Origin of the sequence: Microbacterium sp. Root180 (genome assembly GCF_001428485.1) — a bacterium.
Classification (GTDB): Bacteria; Actinomycetota; Actinomycetes; order Actinomycetales; family Microbacteriaceae; genus Microbacterium.
This window is the reverse complement of sequence record NZ_LMHS01000002.1, coordinates 132304-153422: the sequence shown is the minus strand read 5'-3', so window position 1 is coordinate 153422 and position 21119 is coordinate 132304. Positions and strand designations below refer to the sequence as shown.

The following is a 21119-nucleotide window of genomic DNA, read 5'->3' as shown; positions in this document are numbered from 1 at the left end:
GCACGGCCCGGCACGCGGCATCCGCTCAGCCCCCGATGCCATAATCCGGACATGCCCGAGCGCCCCTCGCACCCGCGTCCCACGGCCATGGCCGTGTGGCTCATCATCGCCGGCGTGATCGGCTGGTGGGCGGCCTTCTCGCTCACGATGGAGCGCCTGCACCTCCTGGCAGATCCCGACGCGATCGCCTCGTGCGACTTCAGCATCCTGGTGCAGTGCACCGCGAACCTCGAGTCGTGGCAAGGCAGCGTGTTCGGCTTCCCCAACCCGATCCTCGGGCTCACCGGGTGGGTCGCGCCGATCGTCGTCGGCGTCGCGATCCTCGCGGGGGCGCGGTTCGCCCGATGGTTCTGGTGGCTGTTCGAACTCGGGATGCTGTTCGCGTTCGCCTTCGTGATCTGGCTGATCACGCAGAGCATCTTCGTGCTGGGCACCCTGTGCCCGTGGTGCATGGTCACGTGGATCGTGACGATTCCGACCTTCTACGTCGTCACCCTGCACGTGCTGCGCGCCGGACTCGTCCCCGTCGGCCCGCGGGTGCGCCGCGGCGCCGCGGCGCTCATGGGCTGGGTGCCGCTGCTCGCCGTCGTCAGCTACGCGATCATCGCGGTGATCGCCCAGGTGCGTCTGGACGTGCTGGGCAACCAGTTCTGAGCGGGCCGGAGAACCGGTCTCGCGTCAGAACCAGATGTCGAGCTCTCGGGCCGCGGACTCCGGGCTGTCGGATCCGTGGACGAGGTTCTGCTGCACCTTGAGACCCCAGTCGCGACCGAAGTCGCCGCGGATGGTGCCGGGCGCGGCCGTGGTGGGGTCGGTGGTGCCGGCGAGCGAGCGGAATCCCTCGATCACGCGGTTGCCGGCGAGGCGGATCGCCACGGACGGTCCCGACATCATGAACTCGAGGAGAGGCTCGTAAAACGGCTTGCCCTCGTGCTCGGCGTAGTGGCGCTCGAGGGTGCCGCGGTCCGGCTCGACGAGACGGATGTCGACGAGCGAGTAGCCCTTCGCCTCGATGCGGGCGAGGATCGCGCCGGTCAGTCCGCGCGCGACTCCGTCGGGCTTGACGAGGACGAGGGTCTCTTCGGTGGCCATGGAGGTCTCCGTTCCGCCGGTCAGGCTTCTTCTGGGGGATTCGCCGCGAGCTGGGCGTTGCGTCGGTCGAGCGATGCTCCCTTGATCGTCGCATACGCGTACATGCCGCCGAAAATGAGGGCGACGATCGCCAGCGACGGCACGAGGAACGCGCCCAGCGCCACGATCACCTGCAGCACCCAGCCGAGGGCGATCCCCCACGGGTACCGCAGGAACCGCGTCGTCAGGATCATCAGGACGGCGACGACCGTGCCCGCGACGATCCCCCACCACGGGGCGATCGGCTCGGGCAGCGCGCGCAGGCCGTAGATCACCAGACCGCCGAGGAAGGCGATGATCGACTCGAACGCGAGGACGATCGACGCCAGTGACTCGGCCGCGCCGCGCGGCCGGCGCATGCGCGGCGCGGGGGCTTCGGCGGCGCTCATGCGTCCCACCCGGTCTTCCACTCCTCGGCGTGCGAGAGGGCGAGCGCCGCTCCGGCGAGCACGACGGAGCCGGCGATCACCACGGCGCGCCGGTCGGATGCCGCCGCCCACGCGCGCGCGGCCTCGGCCGCCTGCGCGAGGTCGTCGTGCACCGTGACCTGCAGGCCCTGCGCTTCGGCGAGATCGGCGAGACGATCGGCATCCTCGGCGCGGTCCGACGCCGGCGAGGTCGCGAAGACGTGGGTCGCCACAGCCGCCAGCGCGCGGACGATGCCGGCCGCGTCCTTGTCGGCGAGCACGCCGAGGACGACACCCCACTCGTCGAAGTCGAACGACTCCCGCAGCGCTGTCGCCAGCGCCGCAGCCCCGTGCGGGTTGTGGGCGGCGTCCACGAACACCGTGGGCGCGATGCCGACGAGCTGCAGCCGGCCGGGCGCGGTCGTCGCGCTGAGACCGTCGACGAGCACATCGCCCGCGATGGGAAGCGCCGCGCCGCCGATGAGCGCTTCGACGGCCGCGATCGCCAGAGCCGCGTTGAAGCCCTGATGCCCGCCGTACAGCGGGAGGTACTGCTCGTCATACGTGCCGGCGAGCCCGCGCACGCTGATCTGCTGCCCGCCGACCGCGAGACGCTGCTCGACGAGCGCGAAGTCGGTGCCCTCGAACGCGATGGTCGCGCCCTGGGACGCTGCGGCTTCCCGCAGCACGGCCTCGGCCGCGGCATCCTGTCGCGCCGATACGACGGCGGCGCCGGCCTTGATGATCCCCGCCTTCACCGACGCGATTTCCGCGATCGTCTCGCCGAGGCGGTCGGCGTGGTCGATGTCGATCGGCGTGAAGACTGCGACGTCGCCGTCGGCGGTGTTCGTCGAGTCCCAGGATCCGCCCATGCCCACCTCGAGCACGAGCACGTCGATCGGGGCGTCCGCGAAGGCGACGAACGCCAGGACGGTGAGCAGCTCGAAGAACGTGAGCGGGGCATCGCCGGCGGAGGCGAGCTCGGCGTCGACCAGGCCGACGAAGGGCTCGATCTCGTCCCACGCGTCGGCGACCGCGGCATCCGCGATGGGCTCGCCGTCGACCATGATGCGCTCGGTGAAACGCTCGAGGTGCGGACTGGTGAAGAGTCCGGTGCGCAGGCCGTGCGCCCGGACCAGACTCTCGATGATCCGACTCGTCGACGTCTTGCCGTTCGTGCCGGTCACATGGACGACGCGGTAGGTCCGCTGAGGGTCGTCGAGCAGCTCCAGGACGCGCCGCGTGCGCTCCACGCGGGGCTGCACCCAGCGCTCCCCCTGCCGCTCCAGGAGCGCCGCGTAGACGGCGTCTGCCCGGGCGATGTCGCGATCGGTCACGCGGATGCCTCCACTCTCGTCACCTCGACGCGGAACGCTCCCCTGTTGGCGAAGTCACCGGCCGCGTGCGTGCGCGAGAGATCGCTGGGGAGTGCGACGGACCCCGCCAGGACGGCACCGCCGGCGAGCAGACGCGAGCCGTCGGGACCCACGACCGAGTAGTCGAGCGCGAGCGTCTCGCCCGCGACATCGGCCACCGTGAACGCGCTGGCCACGGCGGCCGCGTCGTCGGCGTCCTCGAAGGCGAGGCGCAGGTCGATGCGGTCGCTCACCTCGAAGCCCGCGGCCTTGCGCGTGTCCTGCACCGCGCGCACGACGTCGCGGGCCAGTCCCTCGGCCTCGAGCTCGGGGGTGGTCGTCGTGTCGAGCAGCACGAAGCCGCCCTCCGCCAGGAGCGCGATCGCCGTGCCCTCCTCGACGCCGCCCGCTTCGAGGGTGAGGTCGTACTCGCCCTCCTGCAGCGCGACGCCGTCCACGACCACTACGCCGTCGATCTCCTCCCACACGCCGGCCCGCGCGCCTGCGATGACGTGCTGCACCTGCTTGCCCAGGCGCGGCCCGGCCGCACGCGCGTTGACGCTGAGCCGTTTGCTGATGCCGTAGCGCTCGGCGACGTCGCCGTCGAGCTCGACCAGGTCGACCGACTTCACGTTCAGCTCGTCGCGCAGGATGCCCTCGAACTGCGCGAGGGACGCGGCATCCGGCATCACCACCGTGAGCTGCGCAAGCGGCAGGCGTACGCGCTTGCCCTCCTTCTTGCGGAGCGCATTGGCGACGCTCGACACCTGGCGCACGGCGTCCATGGCCGAGCGGATGTCGTCGGCGCCGGCGAAGGCGGAGGCGTCCGGCCAGTCCTGAAGGTGGACGCTTCGTCCGCCGGTGAGTCCCTGCCACACGCGCTCGGAGACGAGAGGGATGAGCGGCGCGGCGACGCGCGTGAGCGTCTCGAGCACGGTGTACAGGGTGTCGAACGCCTCGCGGCTCTTCGGGTCCTCCGTCACGCCCACCCAGAAGCGGTCGCGCGAGCGCCGGATGTACCAGTTGGTCAGCGCCTCCGCGAAGTCGCGCAGCTTCGCCGCCGCCGTGGTCGAGTCCAGCCCCTCGAGATCCGCGGCCACGTCGCGCACGAGGTCGCCCGTGAGCGCGAGGATGTACCGGTCGAGCACGTCGGTGGAGTCGGTGCGCCAGGATGCCTCGTACCCGCCGCCGTCGGGACCACCCGCCGCGTTGGCATAGGTCGCGAAGAAGTACCACGCGTTCCACAGCGGCAGGAGGAACTCGCGCACGCCCGCGCGGATGCCCTCCTCGGTCACGACGAGATTGCCGCCGCGCAGAACCGACGAGGCCATGAGGAACCAGCGCATGGCGTCCGATCCGTCGCGGTCGAACACCTCGCTCACGTCCGGGTAGTTGCGCAGCGACTTCGACATCTTCTGCCCGTCGCTGCCGAGCACGATGCCGTGGCACGAGACACCCGTGAATGCCGGCCGGTCGAACAGCGCCGTCGAGAGCACGTGCATGACGTAGAACCAGCCGCGCGTCTGACCGATGTACTCGACGATGAAGTCGGCGGGGGCGTGCTCGTCGAACCAGTCGTGGTTCTCGAAGGGATAGTGCACCTGCGCGTAGGGCATCGACCCGGAGTCGAACCAGACGTCGAAGACGTCCTCGATGCGGCGCATCGTGCTGCGCCCCGTGGGGTCGTCAGGGTTCGGGCGCGTCAGCTCGTCGATGAACGGACGATGCAGGTCCACCTCGCCCGCCGCGTTCACCGGCAGACGGCCGAAGTCGCGCTCGAGCTCTTCGAGCGAGCCGTACACGTCGATGCGCGGGTACTCGGGGTCGTCGCTCTTCCACACCGGGATCGGCGAGCCCCAGTAGCGGTTGCGGCTCACGGACCAGTCCCGGGCGCCTTCGAGCCACTTGCCGAACTGGCCGTGCTTGACGTTGTCGGGCACCCAGGTGATCTGCTCGTTGTTCTCGAGCATGCGCTGCTTCAGATCGGTCACGCGCACGAACCAGCTCGACACCGCACGGTAGATCAGGGGGTTCCGGCACCGCCAGCAGTGCGGGTAGGAGTGCTCGTAGCTGGCGAGCCGCAGCAGCCGACCGGCCTGGCGCAGCAGCCGCACGAGCGGCGTGTTCGCGTCCATCCACAGCTCACCCGCGACATCGCTCACCTGCGGCAGGAAGCGGCCGCCGTCGTCGAGGCTCATGATGAGCGGGATGCCGGCGGCCTCGGTCACCCGCTGGTCGTCCTCGCCGTAGGCGGGAGCCTGGTGGACGATGCCGGTGCCGTCGCCGGTCGTGACGTAGTCGTCGACGAGGATCCGCCAGGCCGTACCGGTCCCCCACGTCTCGGCATCCGCGTAGTAGTCGAACAGACGGTCGTAGCCGACGTCCTGGAGCTCCGAACCCACGACGGTCTGCACGACCGCGGCGCGCGCCGCCACGGCGGACTCGTAGCCGAGGTCCTTGGCGTAGCCGGAGAGCAGCTCCTCGGCGAGGAGGTACCGGTGCGCGTACGCCTCGGCAGGCTCATCCGCATGGCCGTCGGGCGCGTGGTGCACGTCCGCCGCACCCTCGGGTCCGCCGGGAACCACGACATAGCGGATGTCGGGTCCGACGGCGAGCGCGAGGTTGGTCGGCAGCGTCCAGGGCGTCGTCGTCCACGCGAGAGCACGCACGCCGGTGAGTCCCAGCGCTTCGGCCTTCGCCCCGACCAGCGGGAAGGTGACGGTCACAGACGGGTCCTGACGCATCCTGTACACGTCGTCGTCCATGCGCAGCTCGTGGCTCGACAGGGGCGTCTCGTCGCGCCAGCAATAGGGCAGCACGCGGTGCCCCTCGTACGCGAGACCCTTGTCGTGCAGCGTCTTGAACGCCCACAGCACCGACTCCATGTACGACGTGTCGAGCGTCTTGTAGCCGCGCTCGAAGTCGACCCATCGCGCCTGGCGGGTGACGTAGTCCTGCCACTCCTCGGTGTAGGCGAGGACGGACTCGCGGGCCTTGGCGTTGAACGCGGCCAGGCCCATCTCGTCGATCTGGGTCTTCTCGGTGATGCCGAGCTGCTTCATCGCCTCGAGCTCGGCGGGGAGGCCGTGCGTGTCCCAGCCGAACACGCGGTCGACCTTCTTTCCCCGCATCGTCTGGAAGCGCGGGAAGAGGTCCTTCGCGTACCCGGTGAGCAGGTGGCCGTAGTGGGGCAGGCCATTGGCGAAGGGCGGGCCGTCGTAGAACACCCACTCCTGGGCGCCGTCGCGGTTCGCGATGGAGGCGCGGAAGGTGTCGTCGGCCTGCCAGAAGGCGAGCGTCTCGCGCTCGATCTCGGGGAAGCGCGGGCTCGGCACGACGGAGTCGGCGGCGGGTCCGAACGAGGACTTCGGGTAGGTCATGTCACTCCAGCAGGTTGCGATGCTTCCTGCGAGGACGACTCTTGCGAGCCGCGGTACCACCCCGCGTGGCGCCCGCCGTGCAGCGGGGCCCTCTCTCACTGCGGCTGTGACGGGCCTGCCCCGCTCGGTTCTAGTGGGGACCAGAGTCCTTTTCTTCCGAGAGCTCCCCGGTGATGTCCGGATCGACGCTTGTCCTTCGATTCTATCCCCGTCGCGCAAGGGGAATGCCCGAAGCGTCTTCGACGTTTCTGGACCCGTGCCAAAATTGATGCCCGTGACCGCTGCCGCCACCCCCGACGCCGCCTCGACCCCCACGCGCCGCGTCGCGTGGGCCTCGATGGTCGGCACCTCACTCGAGTCGTTCGACTTCTACCTCTTCGCCTACTTCTCGGCCTTCTTCGTCGGCCCGCTCTTCTTCGAGCCGCTCGGCGAGGTGGGGGGAACGACGCTCGCCTTCCTCGGCATCGCGCTGGCGTTCGTCGTGCGACCGATCGGCGCCATCATCTTCGGCTACATGGGCGACCGGCTCGGCCGACGCACCACGCTGCTGTGGACCGTCGCCATCATGGGCATCGCGACGGGCGCGATCGGCCTCCTGCCGACGTACGCTCAGGCCGGATGGATCGGCGCGGTGCTGCTGTTCCTGCTGCGCATCGTTCAGGGCCTGTCGCTCGGCGGTGAGTGGGGCGGCTCGATCCTCATCGCCACCGAGCACTCCGGCCGCGCGAAGCGCGCGTTCTACGCCGCCATCCCGCAGCTCGGCTCGCCGGTCGGCTCGATCCTGTCGGCGACGGTGTTCATCGTGATGACCATCGTGCTGCCTCCGGAGGAGATGGCGGCCTGGGGCTGGCGCATCCCGTTCCTCCTCGCGATCCCGCTGCTGCTCGTCTCGCTGTACCTGCGCTGGTCGATCACCGAGACCCCCGTCTTCGAGGGCATCGTCGCTGAGGGGCGCCGCGATCGGATCCCGTTCGTGACGATGTTCGCTCAGCGTCCCGCCGCCATGGCGATCGCGATCGGCGCGGCTCTGCTGGGCATCGGCTCCTACTCGCTGATGAACACGTACACGATCAACTACGGCGTCGCCGAGCTCGGCTTCTCGTTCCAGGACCTGCTCATCGCCACCACGATCGGCGCACTTCTGCAGCTCGTGACCATCCCTCTTTTCGGCGCGTGGGCGAACCGCGCCGGGTCGGCACGCGTCGTCGCGTGGGGTGCACTGGGCACGCTCCTCATCGCCTTCCCGATGTACTACCTGCTCCAGTTCGCGACGTTCCCGATCCTCGTCGCGACCATGATCATCGGCGGGATCCTCCCCACGATGTCGTGGGCGGCGCTGGGCGGCCTCATGAACGACCTCTTCCCGGATCACTTCCGCTATTCGGCGCTCTCCTTCGCCTACGCGCTGGCCGCCACGATCAGCGGCTTCGTGCCGTACCTGACCCTCGAGCTCGGAAAGGCGACCGACTTCGCGTGGTGGCACCCCGGCATCGTCCTGGCGATCCTGTCCGCCGTCACCCTCGTGTCCGCGTGGGCGGCGTCGCGTCGCCGGGTCGAGCCGGAGTTCACCGGGGCTGCCGAGCGCGACGAGCCCGCGATCGTCTGATCCGCGTCGGCGGGACCGGTAGCGTCGACGGCATGGCCCGTCCCGACCTCCCGGTCGCCCCGCGCATCGGCGAACCCGATCTCCCTCGCGACTTCACCGAGGTCGACGCGCTCTCCCCGTACGACGACCTGCTCCGCTGCCGCATCGCTGGGCTCGCGGACACGACGGATGCCTCGCACGCCGCGCTGACGGAGTGCGTCGTCGCCGCGGCATCCGTCGATCGCCTCGACCTTCTCGGTGCGACCCTCGTCGATGTCGAGATCGACGCTCTCAAGGCGACGTCGATCAGCGCGCGGGAGTCCCGTCTGCGCCGCGTGCGGTTCACGGGCGGGCGCATCGGCACCCTCGACCTGACCGGCGCCGGCATCGACGAGGTGGAGCTGCGCGGCATCCGCATCGACTACCTCTCGCTCGCCGCCGCGAAGGTCGAGGACCTGCTGATCGCCGACTGCACGATCGTGACGCTCGACCTGCCGCAGGCGACGCTCTCGCGCGTGCGGTTCGAGAGCACGCGCGCCGACGAGGTCGACACCCGCGGCATGCGGGCCGACAGCCTCGACCTCCGGGGGCTCGACGCGGCGTCCTACCTCGACGTCTCCTCGCTGCGCGGCGCGACGCTGACGCCGTGGCAGGTCGAGCAGCTCGCCCCCGCCTTCGCGTCGGCGCTGGGGATCGACGTCCAGGCCTGACGCGCCACCACCGCGCCACTTCTCCGGAGATCGGCCATTCTCCGGAGATCGGCCGATCTCCGGACGCGCAGGCCCGGAATCGTCCGGAGAACCGATGATCTCCGGAGAACGGACGCTCACCCGGCGAGATGCAGACCCTGCGCGACCGCCCGCATGATGACGTCCTGCACCTCGTGCCAGCGCTCGATCACGTGGCGGTAGTCGACGCGGATGACGTGATAGCCCAGCAGCATCAGCTGCGCGTCGTGAGCGATGTCGGCGGCGCGCTGCGCTCCCACGTGGTGGCCGCCGTCGATCTGGAACACGAGCCGGTCGCCGATGAGGAAGTCCACGCGGTGCCCGGCGATCCACACCTGCGCAACGATGGGCAGCCGCATCCACCGGAGGCGCGGCACGACGAAGGACTCGAGTCCTGAGTCCGACCACGGCGATGCGGCAGCAAGCACCCCGCGCGCCGCCGCCGACAGGTCGAGCCTCTCGAGCGAGCCGTGGCTCACGAGCCCGGGCCGCAGCGCGGACTCCCAGACGGCGAGCGCCGCCTCGAACGGCTGGCACACCGCGACGAGGGCGAGCACGTTCTCGATCGAGTCGACGAGCTGATCCGGATGCCTCGGCACGACCGGTTGCGCCCAATGGACGTGCGCTGCCGAGGGCGCGACAGAGCCATGCGGCCGCGCCGCGACGTGCGGCCGATTCTCGCTGAGCACCCACAGACCCAGGCGCCGCGCCTGCGAGATGCAGCTGATGACGACACCAGCACGTGCTGCGGACACGAGCTCGGGCTCCGCGCCCGGGAGCGCCACCCACCCGCGCCGCACTCGCGCGAGCGCACCACTGTCGAGCGCCTCGCTCACCACGTACTTGCTGTGCCCGGTGTCGATCAGCACTCGGACGCGCGCGACACCGCCCAGGCGCCGGACGGCCGAGGCCAGGTCCGCGATGCGGGTTTCGAGGGGAGGCACGTGACGACGATCGCGCATCGCGACCGCGCGGCAACGAGGCGACCCCCGTACCGGGGACAGTACGGCTGGAGCGCCCACCGGGGAGGAATCGCGCCTCGGCCGTTCTCCGCAGATCGGCCGATCTCCGGACGGCATCGAGCCGAGGCATCCGGAACAGCGCAGATCTCCGGAGAACCGGCGAGCCCCAGCGCCCCCGCGGCCGGGTCGGCGCCACCCGGTAGAATCGAGGGACATCCCACACTCAGGCACGCTCACACAGTGCCGCACATATCGCCAGGAGACCCGCATGGCCGACGCGCAGATTCCCGACAAGCCCGCCCTCGAGGGTCTCGAATCCAAGTGGGATGCCGCATGGACCGAACAGGGCACGTACCTGTTCGACCGCGTCCGCGCCGCACACGCGGGTCGCTCCGGGATCTTCTCCGTCGACACCCCGCCGCCGACGGCGTCGGGCAGCCTGCACATCGGCCACGTGTTCAGCTACACCCACACGGACGTCAAGGTGCGCTTCGAGCGCATGCGCGGCAAGACCGTGTTCTACCCGATGGGCTGGGACGACAACGGCCTGCCCACCGAGCGTCGGGTGCAGAACTACTACGGCGTGCGCTGCGACCCGTCGCTTCCGTACGTCCCGGGCTTCGCTCCCCCGTACGAGGGCGGCGACAACAAGTCCGGCCGCGCCGCCGACCAGGTGCCCGTGAGCCGTCGCAACTTCATCGAGCTGTGCGAGAAGCTCACCGTCGAGGACGAGAAGCACTTCGAGGCCCTCTGGCGCGCGCTCGGTCTGAGCGTCGACTGGACCCAGACCTACCGCACCATCTCCGACGACACCATCCGCACCAGCCAGCTGGCGTTCTTGCGCAATCTGGAGCGCGGCGAGGCCTACCAGGCGATGGCGCCGACGCTGTGGGACATCGACTTCCGCAGCGCGATCGCCCAGGCAGAGCTCGAGGACCGCGATCAGCCCGCCGCCTACCACCGCGTGGCGTTCCACAAGACGGACGGCTCGGGCGACGTGCACATCGAGACGACCCGCCCCGAGCTTCTCCCGGCCTGCGTCGCCCTCGTGGCCCACCCCGACGACGAGCGCTACCAGCCGCTGTTCGGCACCACCGTGCGCACTCCGCTGTTCGACGTCGAGGTGCCCGTGCTCGCGCATCCCCTTGCACAGCAGGACAAGGGCTCGGGCATCGCCATGATCTGCACGTTCGGCGATGTGACCGACATCATCTGGTGGCGCGAGCTCGATCTTCCGAACCGCACCGTGCTCGGGCAGGACGGCCGTCTGATCGCTGACGGCCCTGACGTGATCGTGACGGATGCCGCCAAGGCGGCCTACGCCGAGCTGGCGGGCAAGACCGTCTTCAGCGCGAAGAAGCGCGTCGTCGAGCTCCTGCAGGAGTCCGGCGAGCTCGAGGGCGAGCCGAAGCCCTTCACGCACGCGGTGAAGTTCTTCGAGAAGGGCGACCGGCCCCTCGAGATCGTGTCCACGCGTCAGTGGTACCTGCGCAACGGCGCCCGCGACGAAGCGCTGCGGGACCGGCTCATCGCACTCGGACGCGAAGTGTCGTGGCATCCGGACTTCATGCGCGTGCGCTACGAGAACTGGACCAACGGCCTCACCGGCGACTGGCTGGTGTCGCGTCAGCGATTCTTCGGCGTACCGATCCCCGTCTGGTACCCGCTCGACGAGAACGGCGAGCGGGACTACTCACGCGTGCTGACGCCGGATGCCGCGGCTCTGCCCGTCGATCCGTCGACGGACGCCCCCGCGGGCTACACCGAGGACCAGCGCGGCGTCGCCGGCGGGTTCGAGGGCGAGAACGACATCTTCGACACGTGGGCGACCTCGTCGCTGACGCCGCAGCTCGCCGGCGGGTGGGAGCGCGACCCCGAGCTGTGGAACCTCGTCGCACCGTTCGACGTGCGCCCCCAGGGGCAGGACATCATCCGCACCTGGCTCTTCTCCACGATGCTGCGCAGTGCTCTCGAGGACGGCCGCGCCCCGTGGACGGATGCCGCGATCTCCGGCTTCATCGTCGACCCCGACCGCAAGAAGATGTCGAAGTCGAAGGGCAACGTCGTCACGCCGGCCGACATCCTCGCCCAGCACGGCTCGGACGCCGTTCGCTACTGGGCGACCTCGAGCCGCCTCGGAACCGACGCCGCCTTCGACCCGCAGAACCCGACGCAGATCAAGATCGGCCGCCGGCTCGCGATCAAGGTGCTCAACGCGGCGAAGTTCGTGCTGTCGTTCCCCGTGCCCGAGGGTGCGACGGTGACCCACGCGCTCGATGCGTCGATGCTGACGACCCTCGACGGCGTCGTCCGCGACGCGACCAAGGCGCTCGAGGCGTTCGACCATGCGCGTGCCCTCGAAGTGACCGAGTCGTTCTTCTGGACGTTCTGCGACGACTACCTCGAGCTCGTCAAGGAGCGCGCGTACAACCAGACCGACGTCGGACAGGCCTCTGCCGCGCTCGCGCTGCGCACCGCCCTCTCCACCCTCCTGCGCCTGTTCGCACCGGTGATCTCGTTCGCCGCCGAAGAGTCCTGGTCGTGGTTCAACGAGGGCTCCGTGCACACGGCCGAGTGGCCCGAGCCGCTCGGCATCGACGGCGACCCCGCCGTGCTACGCGTGGTCGGTGAGGCGCTCATCGGGATCCGGCGTGCGAAGACCGAGGCGAAGGCCTCGCAGAAGACTCCGGTCGAGCGCGTCACGATCGCCGGGCCCGAGGCATCCGTCGCGGTCCTGCGCCTGGCCGAGGGCGACCTGAAGGCCGTCGGACGCATCACCGAGATCGACTACGCGGTCGCCGACGAGCTCACGGTCTCGGGCATCGTGCTCGCACCGCAGGAGGCCTGACATGCAGCTCGGCACGCGTTGGACTTCGGGCGACGAGCCACCCCGGGCGGTGCCTGCGGCCTTGCGTCGGGGCATCGAGGCGGTGGATGCCACGATCCCGGCCGATGCGCTGGGTCAGCCGCGTCCGCGGTGGACGCTCACCTGGCTCGAGGGCAAGCCGATCGCCGAACTCGACACCGGCGTCATCGTCACACTCGACGAGGACGGCGAACCCGTCGCACGACACGATCCGGACGACGGGTTCGCCTGAGCCCCACGCTCGTCAGTGCTCGATCTCGGCTCCGGCCCGCCGGGTTCCTCCGACGAGGAGGGGAATGGCCACCAGCGCGGCGACGACGATGAATCCTCCCCCGATGTAGAACGGGAGGCGCAGATCTGTGCGGCCGATCCACCCGCCCACGAGCGTCGCGATCGGGAAGAGGCCCCACGTGAGGGTGCGGATCACGCCCAGGACACGACCGAACATCTCGCCAGGCACGATCTGCTGACGCAGCGCGCCCCACGGGACGTTCCAGACCGACACGGCACCCGCCGCCACCGCGAACGCGCACACGGCCGTGATCGCGTCGGGGGCGAGCCCGGTGAGCACGGTGCCGATGCCGGCGATGACGATGGCCCACACCATGATCGGCCCGCGACCGAATCGCTCCACCAGGCGGGGGGCGATGAGCGAGCCGGCGAGGGCTCCGATGCCGATCCCGGCGGTCACGAACCCGATCGCGACGTATGCGACCTGCTGCTCGTCGAGGAAGAACAGGATGATGACACCCTGCGACAGCGACAGCGCGGACCCGATGAGGGACGTGAACACGACCATCGTGCGCAGGTAGCGGTGTCGCCAGAGGTACCCCAGCGCCTCGCGCGTCGTCACCCTGGTGCGTGCCGGCGGAACCGCCACGGGCTCGGACATGACTCCCATCGTCACGTCGGGAGCATCGGGGTCGGGCACGGCGGCCGGAGCAGGCTCCCGCAGGGGTCGGGCGGCACTCAGTGGAAGGAACAGGGCGAGGGCGATCGGGATGACGTAGGCCCCCGTCGTCGACCACAGCGGCAGCGCGAGCGATACGGCGAACAGCACACCCGCGATCGGGGTCGCGATGAAGTTGTCGATCGTGATCTGGGCGGCCTGCATCCAGCCGTTGGCGCGATCCAGGCCGCCCTTGCGCACCACCGAGGGGATGATGGCGTTGGTCGCGTTGTCGAACAGCGTCTCGCCGAGGCCGAAGGCCAGCGTTGCCGCGATGAGCGACCACAGGCTCAGCGAGCCCGTCACCGCGAGGACCGAGAGCCAGAGCGCGACCCCGCCACGCAGGGCGTTCGCGATCGCCATGACGATCCTGCGGTCGAAGTGATCGACGATCATGCCGGCCGGCAGCCCGAACAGCAGCCAGGGGACGAAGGCGACGGCACCCAGGGCGGCGATCGCGAGAGGGTCGTCCGTGAGGGTGGTGCCGATGAGCGGCACCGCGGTGCGCCCGAGGCCGTCCGCGAGGTTGCTGAACGCCGCGGCGGTCCACAGCTTCCCGAAGTCGCGACCCAGACGGGGCCGGCCCTTGCGCCCGGTCCCCTCGGTCGTCGCCGCGGCGTCGACGGTGTCCGTCATCGCGGAAGCATTCCGACCGCGCCCATGGCGAGTGCGTCCGCGCGGGCGTCGGTGGCGGCCGTCCGGGCCGAGATCGGCGGCGCGGTCGTGCCGCGCCGCGCGAGACGGGTGGCGACGAATCGGTCCATGCCGGCAGCGGCGGTGAGCAGCATCCGCTCGAAGGGCGTGGTGCGGACGGAGCGGTGCACGGTGAGCGCGGTCATGACTGTCCTCCCAGAGTGGGGAGCGGGAACAGATCGGCCCGGATCGTGACGGGGCGGACGTTCTCGCCGGTTTGGTTGCGGTAGTTGTCGACGGTTTCGTCGATGAGCGCCATGATCTTCAGCGCGAGTTCCTTGCTCTGCTCGGGGGTCAGCCGGGCGGTGGCGGTGGAGATGAGCGTGCCCTCCTGCCAGATCTCGTCTTCGCCGCTGATCCCGCGGTTGACGAAGTCGAGCAGCTGATCGTTGCGGCCGCGCAGGAACTCGTTCATCACGACCTGCGTGGCGGCGCGACCGGCGGGCGTCGTCATGGCATCGGGGTTCGCGAACGAGACGCCCCCGACCGGCCGCTCCCACCAGCGCTCCCGTCCGGTGCCGCGATCCTCCGCCTCACGGATGAGGTCGTGCTTGGCGAGCGCGCGCAGGTGGTAGCTCGTGGAGCCGGTGGACTCGCCCAGGCGCTCGGCGAGCGAGCTGGCGGTCTGCGGGCCGTACTGGCTGAGGATGTCGTACATCCTCACGCGCAGCGGGTGGGCCAGAGCGCGCAGCGCGCCCGAGTCGAGGACGCGGTCCTCGTTGTGACGCTTCTCGGCGCGAGCCAGGGCGTCCAGCTCTTCGCCGTTCTCGTTCTCTGCCATGGGTCGAATGTAGCAATGCAAAGGTTTCTTTGCAAGTGTTTCTTTGCAACTTCTCCTTTGCAAAGAAGTGTGGGCATGTCCGTCCCCGATGATTAGGCTGAGGGGCATGCCGAACGACAACCCGCTGCTGTCTCCCGCTCCGCTCCCCTACGGACTTCCCGACTACACCGCGATCCGCCCCGAGCACTACCTCCCCGCGTTCCGCGAGGCCTTCGAGAGCCACTCCCGGGAGATCTCGAACATCACCCGCGTGCGCTCGATGCCGACGTTCGAGAACACGCTCGTGCCGCTCGAGGAGAGCGGCAAGCTCCTCGGCGACGTCGCCCGCACCTTCTACACGGTGTCGTCGGCCGACGCGACGCCCGAGATCCAGGCGATCGAGGAGGAGCTCGCTCCGCTGATGTCCGCGCACCAGGACTCCATCCAGCTCGACGCGCAGCTGTACTGGCGCATCAAGACCCTGCACGACCAGCTGGACGAGCTCTCGCTCGAACCCGAGCAGCACTACCTCGTCGAGCGGCATTACCGCGAGATGTCGCACGCCGGCGCCGGACTCGACGAGGGCGCCAAGGAACGGCTCACGGCCCTCAATCAGCGGCTGTCCACGCTGACCACCTCGTTCGAGAAGAACCTCCTCAACGACACGAACGACCTCGCCATCGCGTTCGACACCGCCGAAGAGCTCGACGGGCTCACCGAGGGCGAGCTGTCGGCGGCAGCCCAGGCAGCGACCGACCGCGGACTCGACGGCAGGTGGGTGGTCACGCTCACCCTGTTCACCGGGCACCCGTACCTCTCCTCCCTCACGAACCGCGACAGCCGCAAGCGCATTCTCGAGGCGTCGCGCTCACGCGGATCGCGCGGAAACGAGAACGACAACCGCGGCGTCCTTCTCGAGATCGTGCGACTGCGCGCCGAACGCGCCGCACTCCTCGGCTACGACACGCACGCCGCGTACATCACGTCGGACGAGACCGCGGGGTCGCCCGATGCCGTGCACGACCTCCTCAATCGACTCGCCGTCCCGGCCGCTCGCAACGCAGAGCGCGAGCAGGCGGCCCTGCAGGCCATCATCGACAGCGAGCCCGAGCCGTTCCCCCTCGAAGCCCACGACTGGGCCTTCTACACCGAGAAGGTCCGTGCCGCGGAGTACGACCTGGACCGCAGTGCGCTGCGGCCGTGGTTCGAGGCGGAGCGCGTCCTGCAGGACGGCGTGTTCCGCGCCGCCACCGAGCTCTACGGAGTCACGTTCGCCGAGCGCACCGACATCCCGGCGTATCACCCCGATGCGCGCGTCTTCGAGCTGCACAACGCCGACGGGTCCGACCTCGGCCTGTTCGTGCTCGACCTGTACACGCGAGACACGAAGCGCGGCGGCGCGTGGATGAACTCGATCGTCTCGCAGTCGCGCCTGCGGGGCACGCGGCCGATCGTGGTGAACAACCTCAACGTGCCCAAGCCGGCGCCGGGCAAGCCGACCCTCCTCACGCTCGATGAGGTCACGACGCTGTTCCACGAGTTCGGGCACGCTCTGCACGGGCTGTTCGCGACCGTCACCTACCCCCACTTCGCGGGGACGAACGTCTTCCGGGACTTCGTCGAGTTCCCGAGCCAGGTGAACGAGATGTGGATCTACTGGCCCGAGATCCTCAATGCCTACGCCCGTCACGTCGACACCGACGAGCCGCTGCCCGCCGAGATCGTCGAGAAGCTGCACGCGTCCGAGGCGTTCAACCAGGGCTTCGCGACGAGCGAGTACCTCGCCGCGTCCTGGCTCGACCAGGCATGGCACTCCCTCACCGAGGAGCAGGCCGCTCGCAGCCTCGACGTCGGAGAATTCGAGTCTGCCGCGCTGCGCGACATCGGGCTCGACAATCCCGCGGTTCCGACCCGCTACTCGTCGACCTACTTCGCTCACGTGTTCTCGGGCGGCTACAGCGCCGGGTACTACTCGTACATCTGGAGCGAGGTCCTCGACGCCGACACCGTGGAGTGGTTCCGCGAGAACGGCGGACTCACGCGCGACAACGGCGACCGATTCCGCGATCGCCTGCTCGGTGTGGGCGGCTCGAAGGACCCCCTCGAGGCCTACCGCGACTTCCGCGGGCGGGATGCGGACATCCAGCCGCTGCTCGAGCGCCGGGGTCTCGTCGCCTGATCGGCGTGCCGAGGAGCTGCGCACGGCCACCGCGCGCAGCTCCTCGGCCTCAGTGATCGCTCGCTGACGGCGGATGCGGTCGCAGCAGCCCGAGTTCGCGTGCGAAGGCGCGGACGCGGTCGGCCATGGCGCCGGGAACCTCGGCGACGGTGAAGTGCCCGCCCTCCGGCAGCCGCTCGAACACGCGGAGGTCCCGGTAGTGGGCACGTGCGAGGGATTCGGGATAGTCCGCCTCGTGACGCTGGATGTAGACGGCGGCGGGCACGTCCGTCGCGGGAATCGGAGCGGGCGTGTCGGCGCCCTCGTAGTACGGGCGGAACGAGCTGCCGATCGTCTGCGTCGCCCAGTAGATCGTCGCCTCGGTGAGGATCCGCTCCCGCGAGATGCGCTGCTCGACTGCTGACGGCTCGTCAGTGGGAGTGTCGCTCCACTCCGCGAGCTTCTCGGCCAGCCACGCGACCAGGCCGGCCGGCGAGTCGTTGAGCGCGGCGGCGAGGGTATCGGGGCGCGTCGCCTGGACGTGCCCGTAGGCGCCGGCGGATTCGTGATCGGCGGCGATCCGTGCGAAGAAGGCGCGCTCGTCGGGTGCGGCCAGATCGCGGCGCTCCTCGCGCGTCGGGAAATGCGCGTGCGTCACGACGATCCCGAGAACAGATTCCGGATGCTGTGCCGCGAGCAGGTCGTTCACGTTGGCCGTCACGTCCTCGCCGTAGGTGAGATAGGCGGCGTACCCGAGCACGTCGGTCATGAGGGTGTGCATCGTGCCGGCCAGGCGCACCTCGGTCATGAGTCCGGATCGGTAGGGCGATGAGAACGCGAAGCCGGGAAGACTCGGCACGACGACGTGGAAGTCGTCGAGCAGGTCCGCGAAGTCCAGCTGCAGCGCGAAGGTATGCGGCCAGCCGTGCATCACCAGCAGGGCGGGAGCGTCCGGGTCTCGCGAACGCAGGTGCGCGAAGTGGATCGTCGTGTCGGCCAGCTCGGCCGTGAACTGGGGGTGCGCGTTCAGCCAGCGCTCACGCGACCGCCAATCGAGCGCCTGCCACGAGGCGACGAGATCGGAGAGGTAGGTCGCGGTCATCCCCGACGGCGGTCGGTGAGGTGAGTCCGCGAGCAGTCGCGAACGTTCGAGGCGGGCACGCAGGTCGGCGAGCACGTCGTCGGAGACACGGATCTCGAAGGGTGCGACATCCATCCCCCGACGCTAGCGCCGGGGTGCGACAGGGCCGAAGCGCTCAGTCGGTCAGGCGCTCTTGCGCTTCTGCCGCAGCACGAGCGTCGGCGGTGCGCCTTCTTCGACCGCGGCGCGCGTGACGACCACCTTGTCGACGTCGTCGGTGGACGGGATCTCGAACATGATCGGGCCGAGGACGTCTTCGAGGATCGCCCGGAGCCCACGGGCGCCGGTCTTGCGCTCCACCGCGAGATCCGCGATCGCCTCGAGAGCCTCGGCGTCGAACTCGAGTGCGACGCCGTCGAGTTCGAACATGCGCTGATACTGCTTGACGAGAGCGTTCTTCGGCTCGGTGAGGATCTCCATCAGGGCCGACTGGTCGAGCGGCGATACGGATGCCACGACCGGCAGACGGCCGATGAACTCGGGGATCAGGCCGAACTTGTGCAGGTCTTCGGGACGCACCTCGCTGAACAGGCTGAGGTCGTCGCCCTTGTTGTGCAGCGGGGCGCCGAAGCCGATGCCGTGCTTGCCGACCCGCGACGAGATGATGTCTTCGAGGCCCGCGAACGCTCCGGCCACGATGAAGAGCACGTTCGTCGTGTCGATCTGGATGAACTCCTGGTGCGGGTGCTTGCGGCCCCCCTGAGGCGGCACCGAGGCGACCGTGCCCTCGAGGATCTTCAGCAGCGCCTGCTGCACACCCTCGCCCGACACGTCACGCGTGATCGACGGATTCTCGGCCTTGCGGGCGATCTTGTCGACCTCGTCGATGTAGATGATGCCCGTCTCGGCGCGCTTCGTGTCGAAGTCGGCCGCCTGCAGCAGCTTGAGAAGGATGTTCTCGACGTCTTCGCCGACGTACCCGGCCTCGGTGAGGGCCGTCGCGTCCGCGACGGCGAACGGCACGTTGAGGCGCTTTGCGAGCGTCTGTGCGAGATAAGTCTTGCCGCAGCCCGTGGGACCGAGCAGCAGGATGTTGCTCTTGGCGATCTCGATCTCGTCGGCTCGCTGCTCCGCGGACTGGATCGTGCCGTGGGCGCGCACGCGCTTGTAGTGGTTGTAGACGGCGACCGAGAGCGCGCGCTTCGCCGCGTGCTGGCCGACGACGTACTCCTCGAGGAAACCGAAGATCTCGCGCGGCTTGGGAAGATCGAAGTCGGTGACGACGCCCGAGCTGGACTCGGCCATGCGCTCTTCGATGATCTCGTTGCACAGCTCGACGCATTCGTCGCAGATGTAGACGCCCGGACCCGCGATGAGCTGCTTGACCTGCTTCTGGCTCTTCCCGCAGAAGGAGCACTTGAACAGGTCGGCGCTTTCACCGATGCGTGCCATGCGGCTCCCCTTCGTCGCGGCGGGGACCGTGCCCCGGCTGTTCTCCGAGCCTAATCGCTCGGACCGACATGCGGCGGGATTGCGACACGCGTTGTGGAGGTCGGCGCGTCCGCTCACAGCGAAGCCCCGCCGCCCGTTGTCGGGAGGCGGGGCTTCGCGGCATCCGCTCTACTTCGTCAGCGCGGCGGGAGTGCGCTTGCGAGTCGTGAGGACCTGGTCGACCAGACCGTAGGTGACAGCCTCTTCGGCCGAGAGGATCTTGTCGCGGTCGATGTCCTTGTTGACCTCTTCGGGACTCTTGTTCGAGTGCAGCGACAGTGTCTTCTCGAGCCACGTGCGCATGCGCATGATCTCCTGAGCCTGGATCTCGATGTCGGAGGCCTGGCCGTGGCCGGCCTCACCCATCGCGGGCTGGTGGATCAGGATGCGCGCGTTCGGCAGCGCCAGCCGCTTGCCGGGGGCGCCGGCGGCGAGCAGGACGGCTGCCGCCGACGCAGCCTGGCCGAGCACGACCGTCTGGATCTGCGGCGAGACGTACTGCATCGTGTCGTAGATCGCCGTCATGGCCGTGAACGAGCCGCCAGGCGAGTTGATGTACATGATGATGTCGCGGTCGGGATCCTGCGACTCGAGAACGAGCAGCTGGGCCATCACGTCGTCGGCCGACGCATCGTCGACCTGGACGCCGAGGAAGATCACGCGATCCTCGAACAGCTTGTTGTACGGATCCTGGCGCTTGTAGCCGTAGGCGGTGCGCTCCTCGAACTGCGGCAGGATGTAGCGGCTGCCGGGCATCTGGAGCCCCTGCGGGGCGTTCGGTCCGAAGGTGGGGGTCTGCATTCCGGGTTCTCTCTCTTTCGCCTTCGAAGCCGTCAGGCCGCGGTTCCGCCGGCCGCGGTTCCGCCGCCGCCGATGACGTCGGTCGCGGACTCGCGGATGTGGTCGACGAAGCCGTACTCGAGTGCCTCCTCGGCGCCGAACCAGCGGTCGCGGTCACCGTCGGCATTGATCTGCTCGACGGACTTCCCCGTCTGCGCCGCCGTGATCTCCGCGAGTCGCTTCTTCATGTCGAGGATGAGCTGCGCCTGCGTCTGGATGTCGCTCGCCGTGCCGCCGAAGCCACCGTGGGGCTGGTGCAGCAGCACGCGGGCGTTCGGGGTGATGTAGCGCTTGCCCTTGGTGCCGGCGGTGAGGAGCAGCTGGCCCATCGAGGCGGCCATGCCGATACCGACGGTCACGATGTCGTTCGGCACGAACTGCATCGTGTCGTAGATCGCCATTCCGGCCGTGATCGACCCACCGGGCGAGTTGATGTAGAGGTAGATGTCCTTCTCGGTGTCTTCCGCCGCGAGGAGGAGGATCTTCGCGCAGATCTCGTTGGCGTTCTCGTCGCGCACCTCCGACCCGAGCCAGATGATGCGGTCCTTCAGCAGCCTGTCGAAGACGCTCGTCGCGACAAGTGGTTCGGCCATGTGTACTCCTGATTCCGTGGTCGTGCCATTGAATCTACCGGCGCGCTGCGATCGACCCGCCCGTGTTCGCCCTGGGCAGAGCGGCGCGCGCCGGCGCTCCTCGACGAAGAAGGGGACGGATGCCGCGGCATCCGTCCCCT

General features: G+C 69.3%; 18 protein-coding genes. 6 read left to right on the top strand and 12 right to left on the bottom strand.

The features are described 5' to 3' along the window. The first annotated feature begins 51 nt into the window (after positions 1–51). On the top strand, positions 52–654 hold the full coding sequence (locus ASD93_RS05015) for a vitamin K epoxide reductase family protein (RefSeq protein ID WP_056119606.1): 603 nt from the start codon (positions 52–54) through the stop codon (positions 652–654). A 24-nt stretch (positions 655–678) separates the two neighbouring features. On the opposite strand, the gene ndk is transcribed toward ASD93_RS05015, so the two are convergent. From ndk to ileS, 4 genes are read right to left on the bottom strand one after another with little or no spacing between them, the layout of a single operon-like run. Next, on the bottom strand, positions 679–1092 hold the full coding sequence (gene ndk, locus ASD93_RS05010; protein WP_056119602.1) for a nucleoside-diphosphate kinase: 414 nt from the start codon (positions 1090–1092) through the stop codon (positions 679–681). 20 nt (positions 1093–1112) lie between these two features. Continuing rightward, the gene (locus ASD93_RS05005) at positions 1113–1520 is read right to left on the bottom strand and encodes a DUF4233 domain-containing protein (protein ID WP_056120895.1); all 408 of its coding nucleotides are present in this window, start codon (positions 1518–1520) and stop codon (positions 1113–1115) included. After that, positions 1517–2875: a bifunctional folylpolyglutamate synthase/dihydrofolate synthase gene (locus ASD93_RS05000; protein ID WP_056119600.1), complete on the bottom strand. Its 1359-nt coding sequence runs from the start codon at positions 2873–2875 to the stop codon at positions 1517–1519. The genes ASD93_RS05005 and ASD93_RS05000 overlap by 4 nt, the downstream gene beginning before the upstream one ends. Beyond that, positions 2872–6273 (bottom strand): isoleucine--tRNA ligase, encoded by a 3402-nt coding sequence (gene ileS / locus ASD93_RS04995; RefSeq protein WP_056119596.1) that lies wholly within the window; start codon positions 6271–6273, stop codon positions 2872–2874. The genes ASD93_RS05000 and ileS overlap by 4 nt, the downstream gene beginning before the upstream one ends. Before the next feature lie 268 nt (positions 6274–6541). On the opposite strand from ileS, the gene ASD93_RS04990 reads away from it, so the two are divergent. Together ASD93_RS04990 and ASD93_RS04985 are read left to right on the top strand one after the other, a co-directional pair. After that, positions 6542–7879 carry an MFS transporter gene (locus ASD93_RS04990; protein WP_082569188.1) on the top strand — a complete coding sequence of 446 codons (1338 nt, stop codon included), beginning with the start codon at positions 6542–6544 and terminating at the stop codon, positions 7877–7879. A gap of 32 nt (positions 7880–7911) precedes the next feature. Then, positions 7912–8568: a hypothetical protein gene (locus tag ASD93_RS04985; protein WP_056119593.1), complete on the top strand. Its 657-nt coding sequence runs from the start codon at positions 7912–7914 to the stop codon at positions 8566–8568. A 116-nt stretch (positions 8569–8684) separates the two neighbouring features. Here the strand turns inward: ASD93_RS04985 and ASD93_RS04980 are convergent, their stop codons facing one another. Continuing rightward, positions 8685–9530, bottom strand: coding sequence for an endonuclease domain-containing protein (locus ASD93_RS04980; RefSeq protein WP_235566887.1), 846 nt, complete (start codon positions 9528–9530; stop codon positions 8685–8687). A 286-nt stretch (positions 9531–9816) separates the two neighbouring features. Between ASD93_RS04980 and valS the strand changes: the two genes are divergently transcribed. Beyond that, complete coding sequence (gene valS, locus ASD93_RS04975) at positions 9817–12396, top strand: valine--tRNA ligase (protein WP_056119587.1); 2580 nt, start codon at positions 9817–9819, stop codon at positions 12394–12396. Between the two features lies 1 nt (position 12397). Continuing rightward, positions 12398–12646 carry a hypothetical protein gene (locus tag ASD93_RS04970; protein WP_056119586.1) on the top strand — a complete coding sequence of 83 codons (249 nt, stop codon included), beginning with the start codon at positions 12398–12400 and terminating at the stop codon, positions 12644–12646. A gap of 12 nt (positions 12647–12658) precedes the next feature. On the opposite strand, the gene ASD93_RS04965 is transcribed toward ASD93_RS04970, so the two are convergent. The 3 genes from ASD93_RS04965 to ASD93_RS04955 are packed head-to-tail and all read right to left on the bottom strand — an operon-like array spanning position 12659 to position 14837. Further along, entirely contained in the window at positions 12659–13999 is a 1341-nt protein-coding gene (locus tag ASD93_RS04965) for an MFS transporter (protein ID WP_082569187.1), read from the bottom strand. Then, positions 13996–14202, bottom strand: coding sequence for a hypothetical protein (locus ASD93_RS04960; protein WP_056119584.1), 207 nt, complete (start codon positions 14200–14202; stop codon positions 13996–13998). Before ASD93_RS04960 ends, ASD93_RS04965 begins: the two co-directional genes overlap by 4 nt. Beyond that, the gene (locus tag ASD93_RS04955; protein WP_082569186.1) at positions 14199–14837 is read right to left on the bottom strand and encodes an ArsR/SmtB family transcription factor; all 639 of its coding nucleotides are present in this window, start codon (positions 14835–14837) and stop codon (positions 14199–14201) included. The genes ASD93_RS04960 and ASD93_RS04955 overlap by 4 nt, the downstream gene beginning before the upstream one ends. Positions 14838–14943: 106 nt before the next feature. Between ASD93_RS04955 and ASD93_RS04950 the strand changes: the two genes are divergently transcribed. Then, complete coding sequence (locus ASD93_RS04950) at positions 14944–16995, top strand: M3 family metallopeptidase (protein ID WP_082569185.1); 2052 nt, start codon at positions 14944–14946, stop codon at positions 16993–16995. A 49-nt stretch (positions 16996–17044) separates the two neighbouring features. Here ASD93_RS04950 and ASD93_RS04945 read toward each other — a convergent pair whose 3' ends face one another. The 4 genes from ASD93_RS04945 to ASD93_RS04930 all read right to left on the bottom strand — a co-directional run bounded on the left by ASD93_RS04945 (position 17045) and on the right by ASD93_RS04930 (position 20979). Further along, a complete protein-coding gene (locus ASD93_RS04945; protein WP_056119581.1) occupies positions 17045–18190 on the bottom strand; it encodes an epoxide hydrolase family protein in 1146 nt (381 codons plus the stop codon). Positions 18191–18238: 48 nt separating this feature from the next. After that, a complete protein-coding gene (gene clpX / locus ASD93_RS04940; protein ID WP_056119579.1) occupies positions 18239–19507 on the bottom strand; it encodes an ATP-dependent Clp protease ATP-binding subunit ClpX in 1269 nt (422 codons plus the stop codon). 168 nt (positions 19508–19675) lie between these two features. Beyond that, entirely contained in the window at positions 19676–20347 is a 672-nt protein-coding gene (locus ASD93_RS04935) for an ATP-dependent Clp protease proteolytic subunit (protein ID WP_056119578.1), read from the bottom strand. Between the two features lie 32 nt (positions 20348–20379). Continuing rightward, on the bottom strand, positions 20380–20979 hold the full coding sequence (locus tag ASD93_RS04930; RefSeq protein ID WP_056119575.1) for an ATP-dependent Clp protease proteolytic subunit: 600 nt from the start codon (positions 20977–20979) through the stop codon (positions 20380–20382). Positions 20980–21119: the final 140 nt, after the last annotated feature.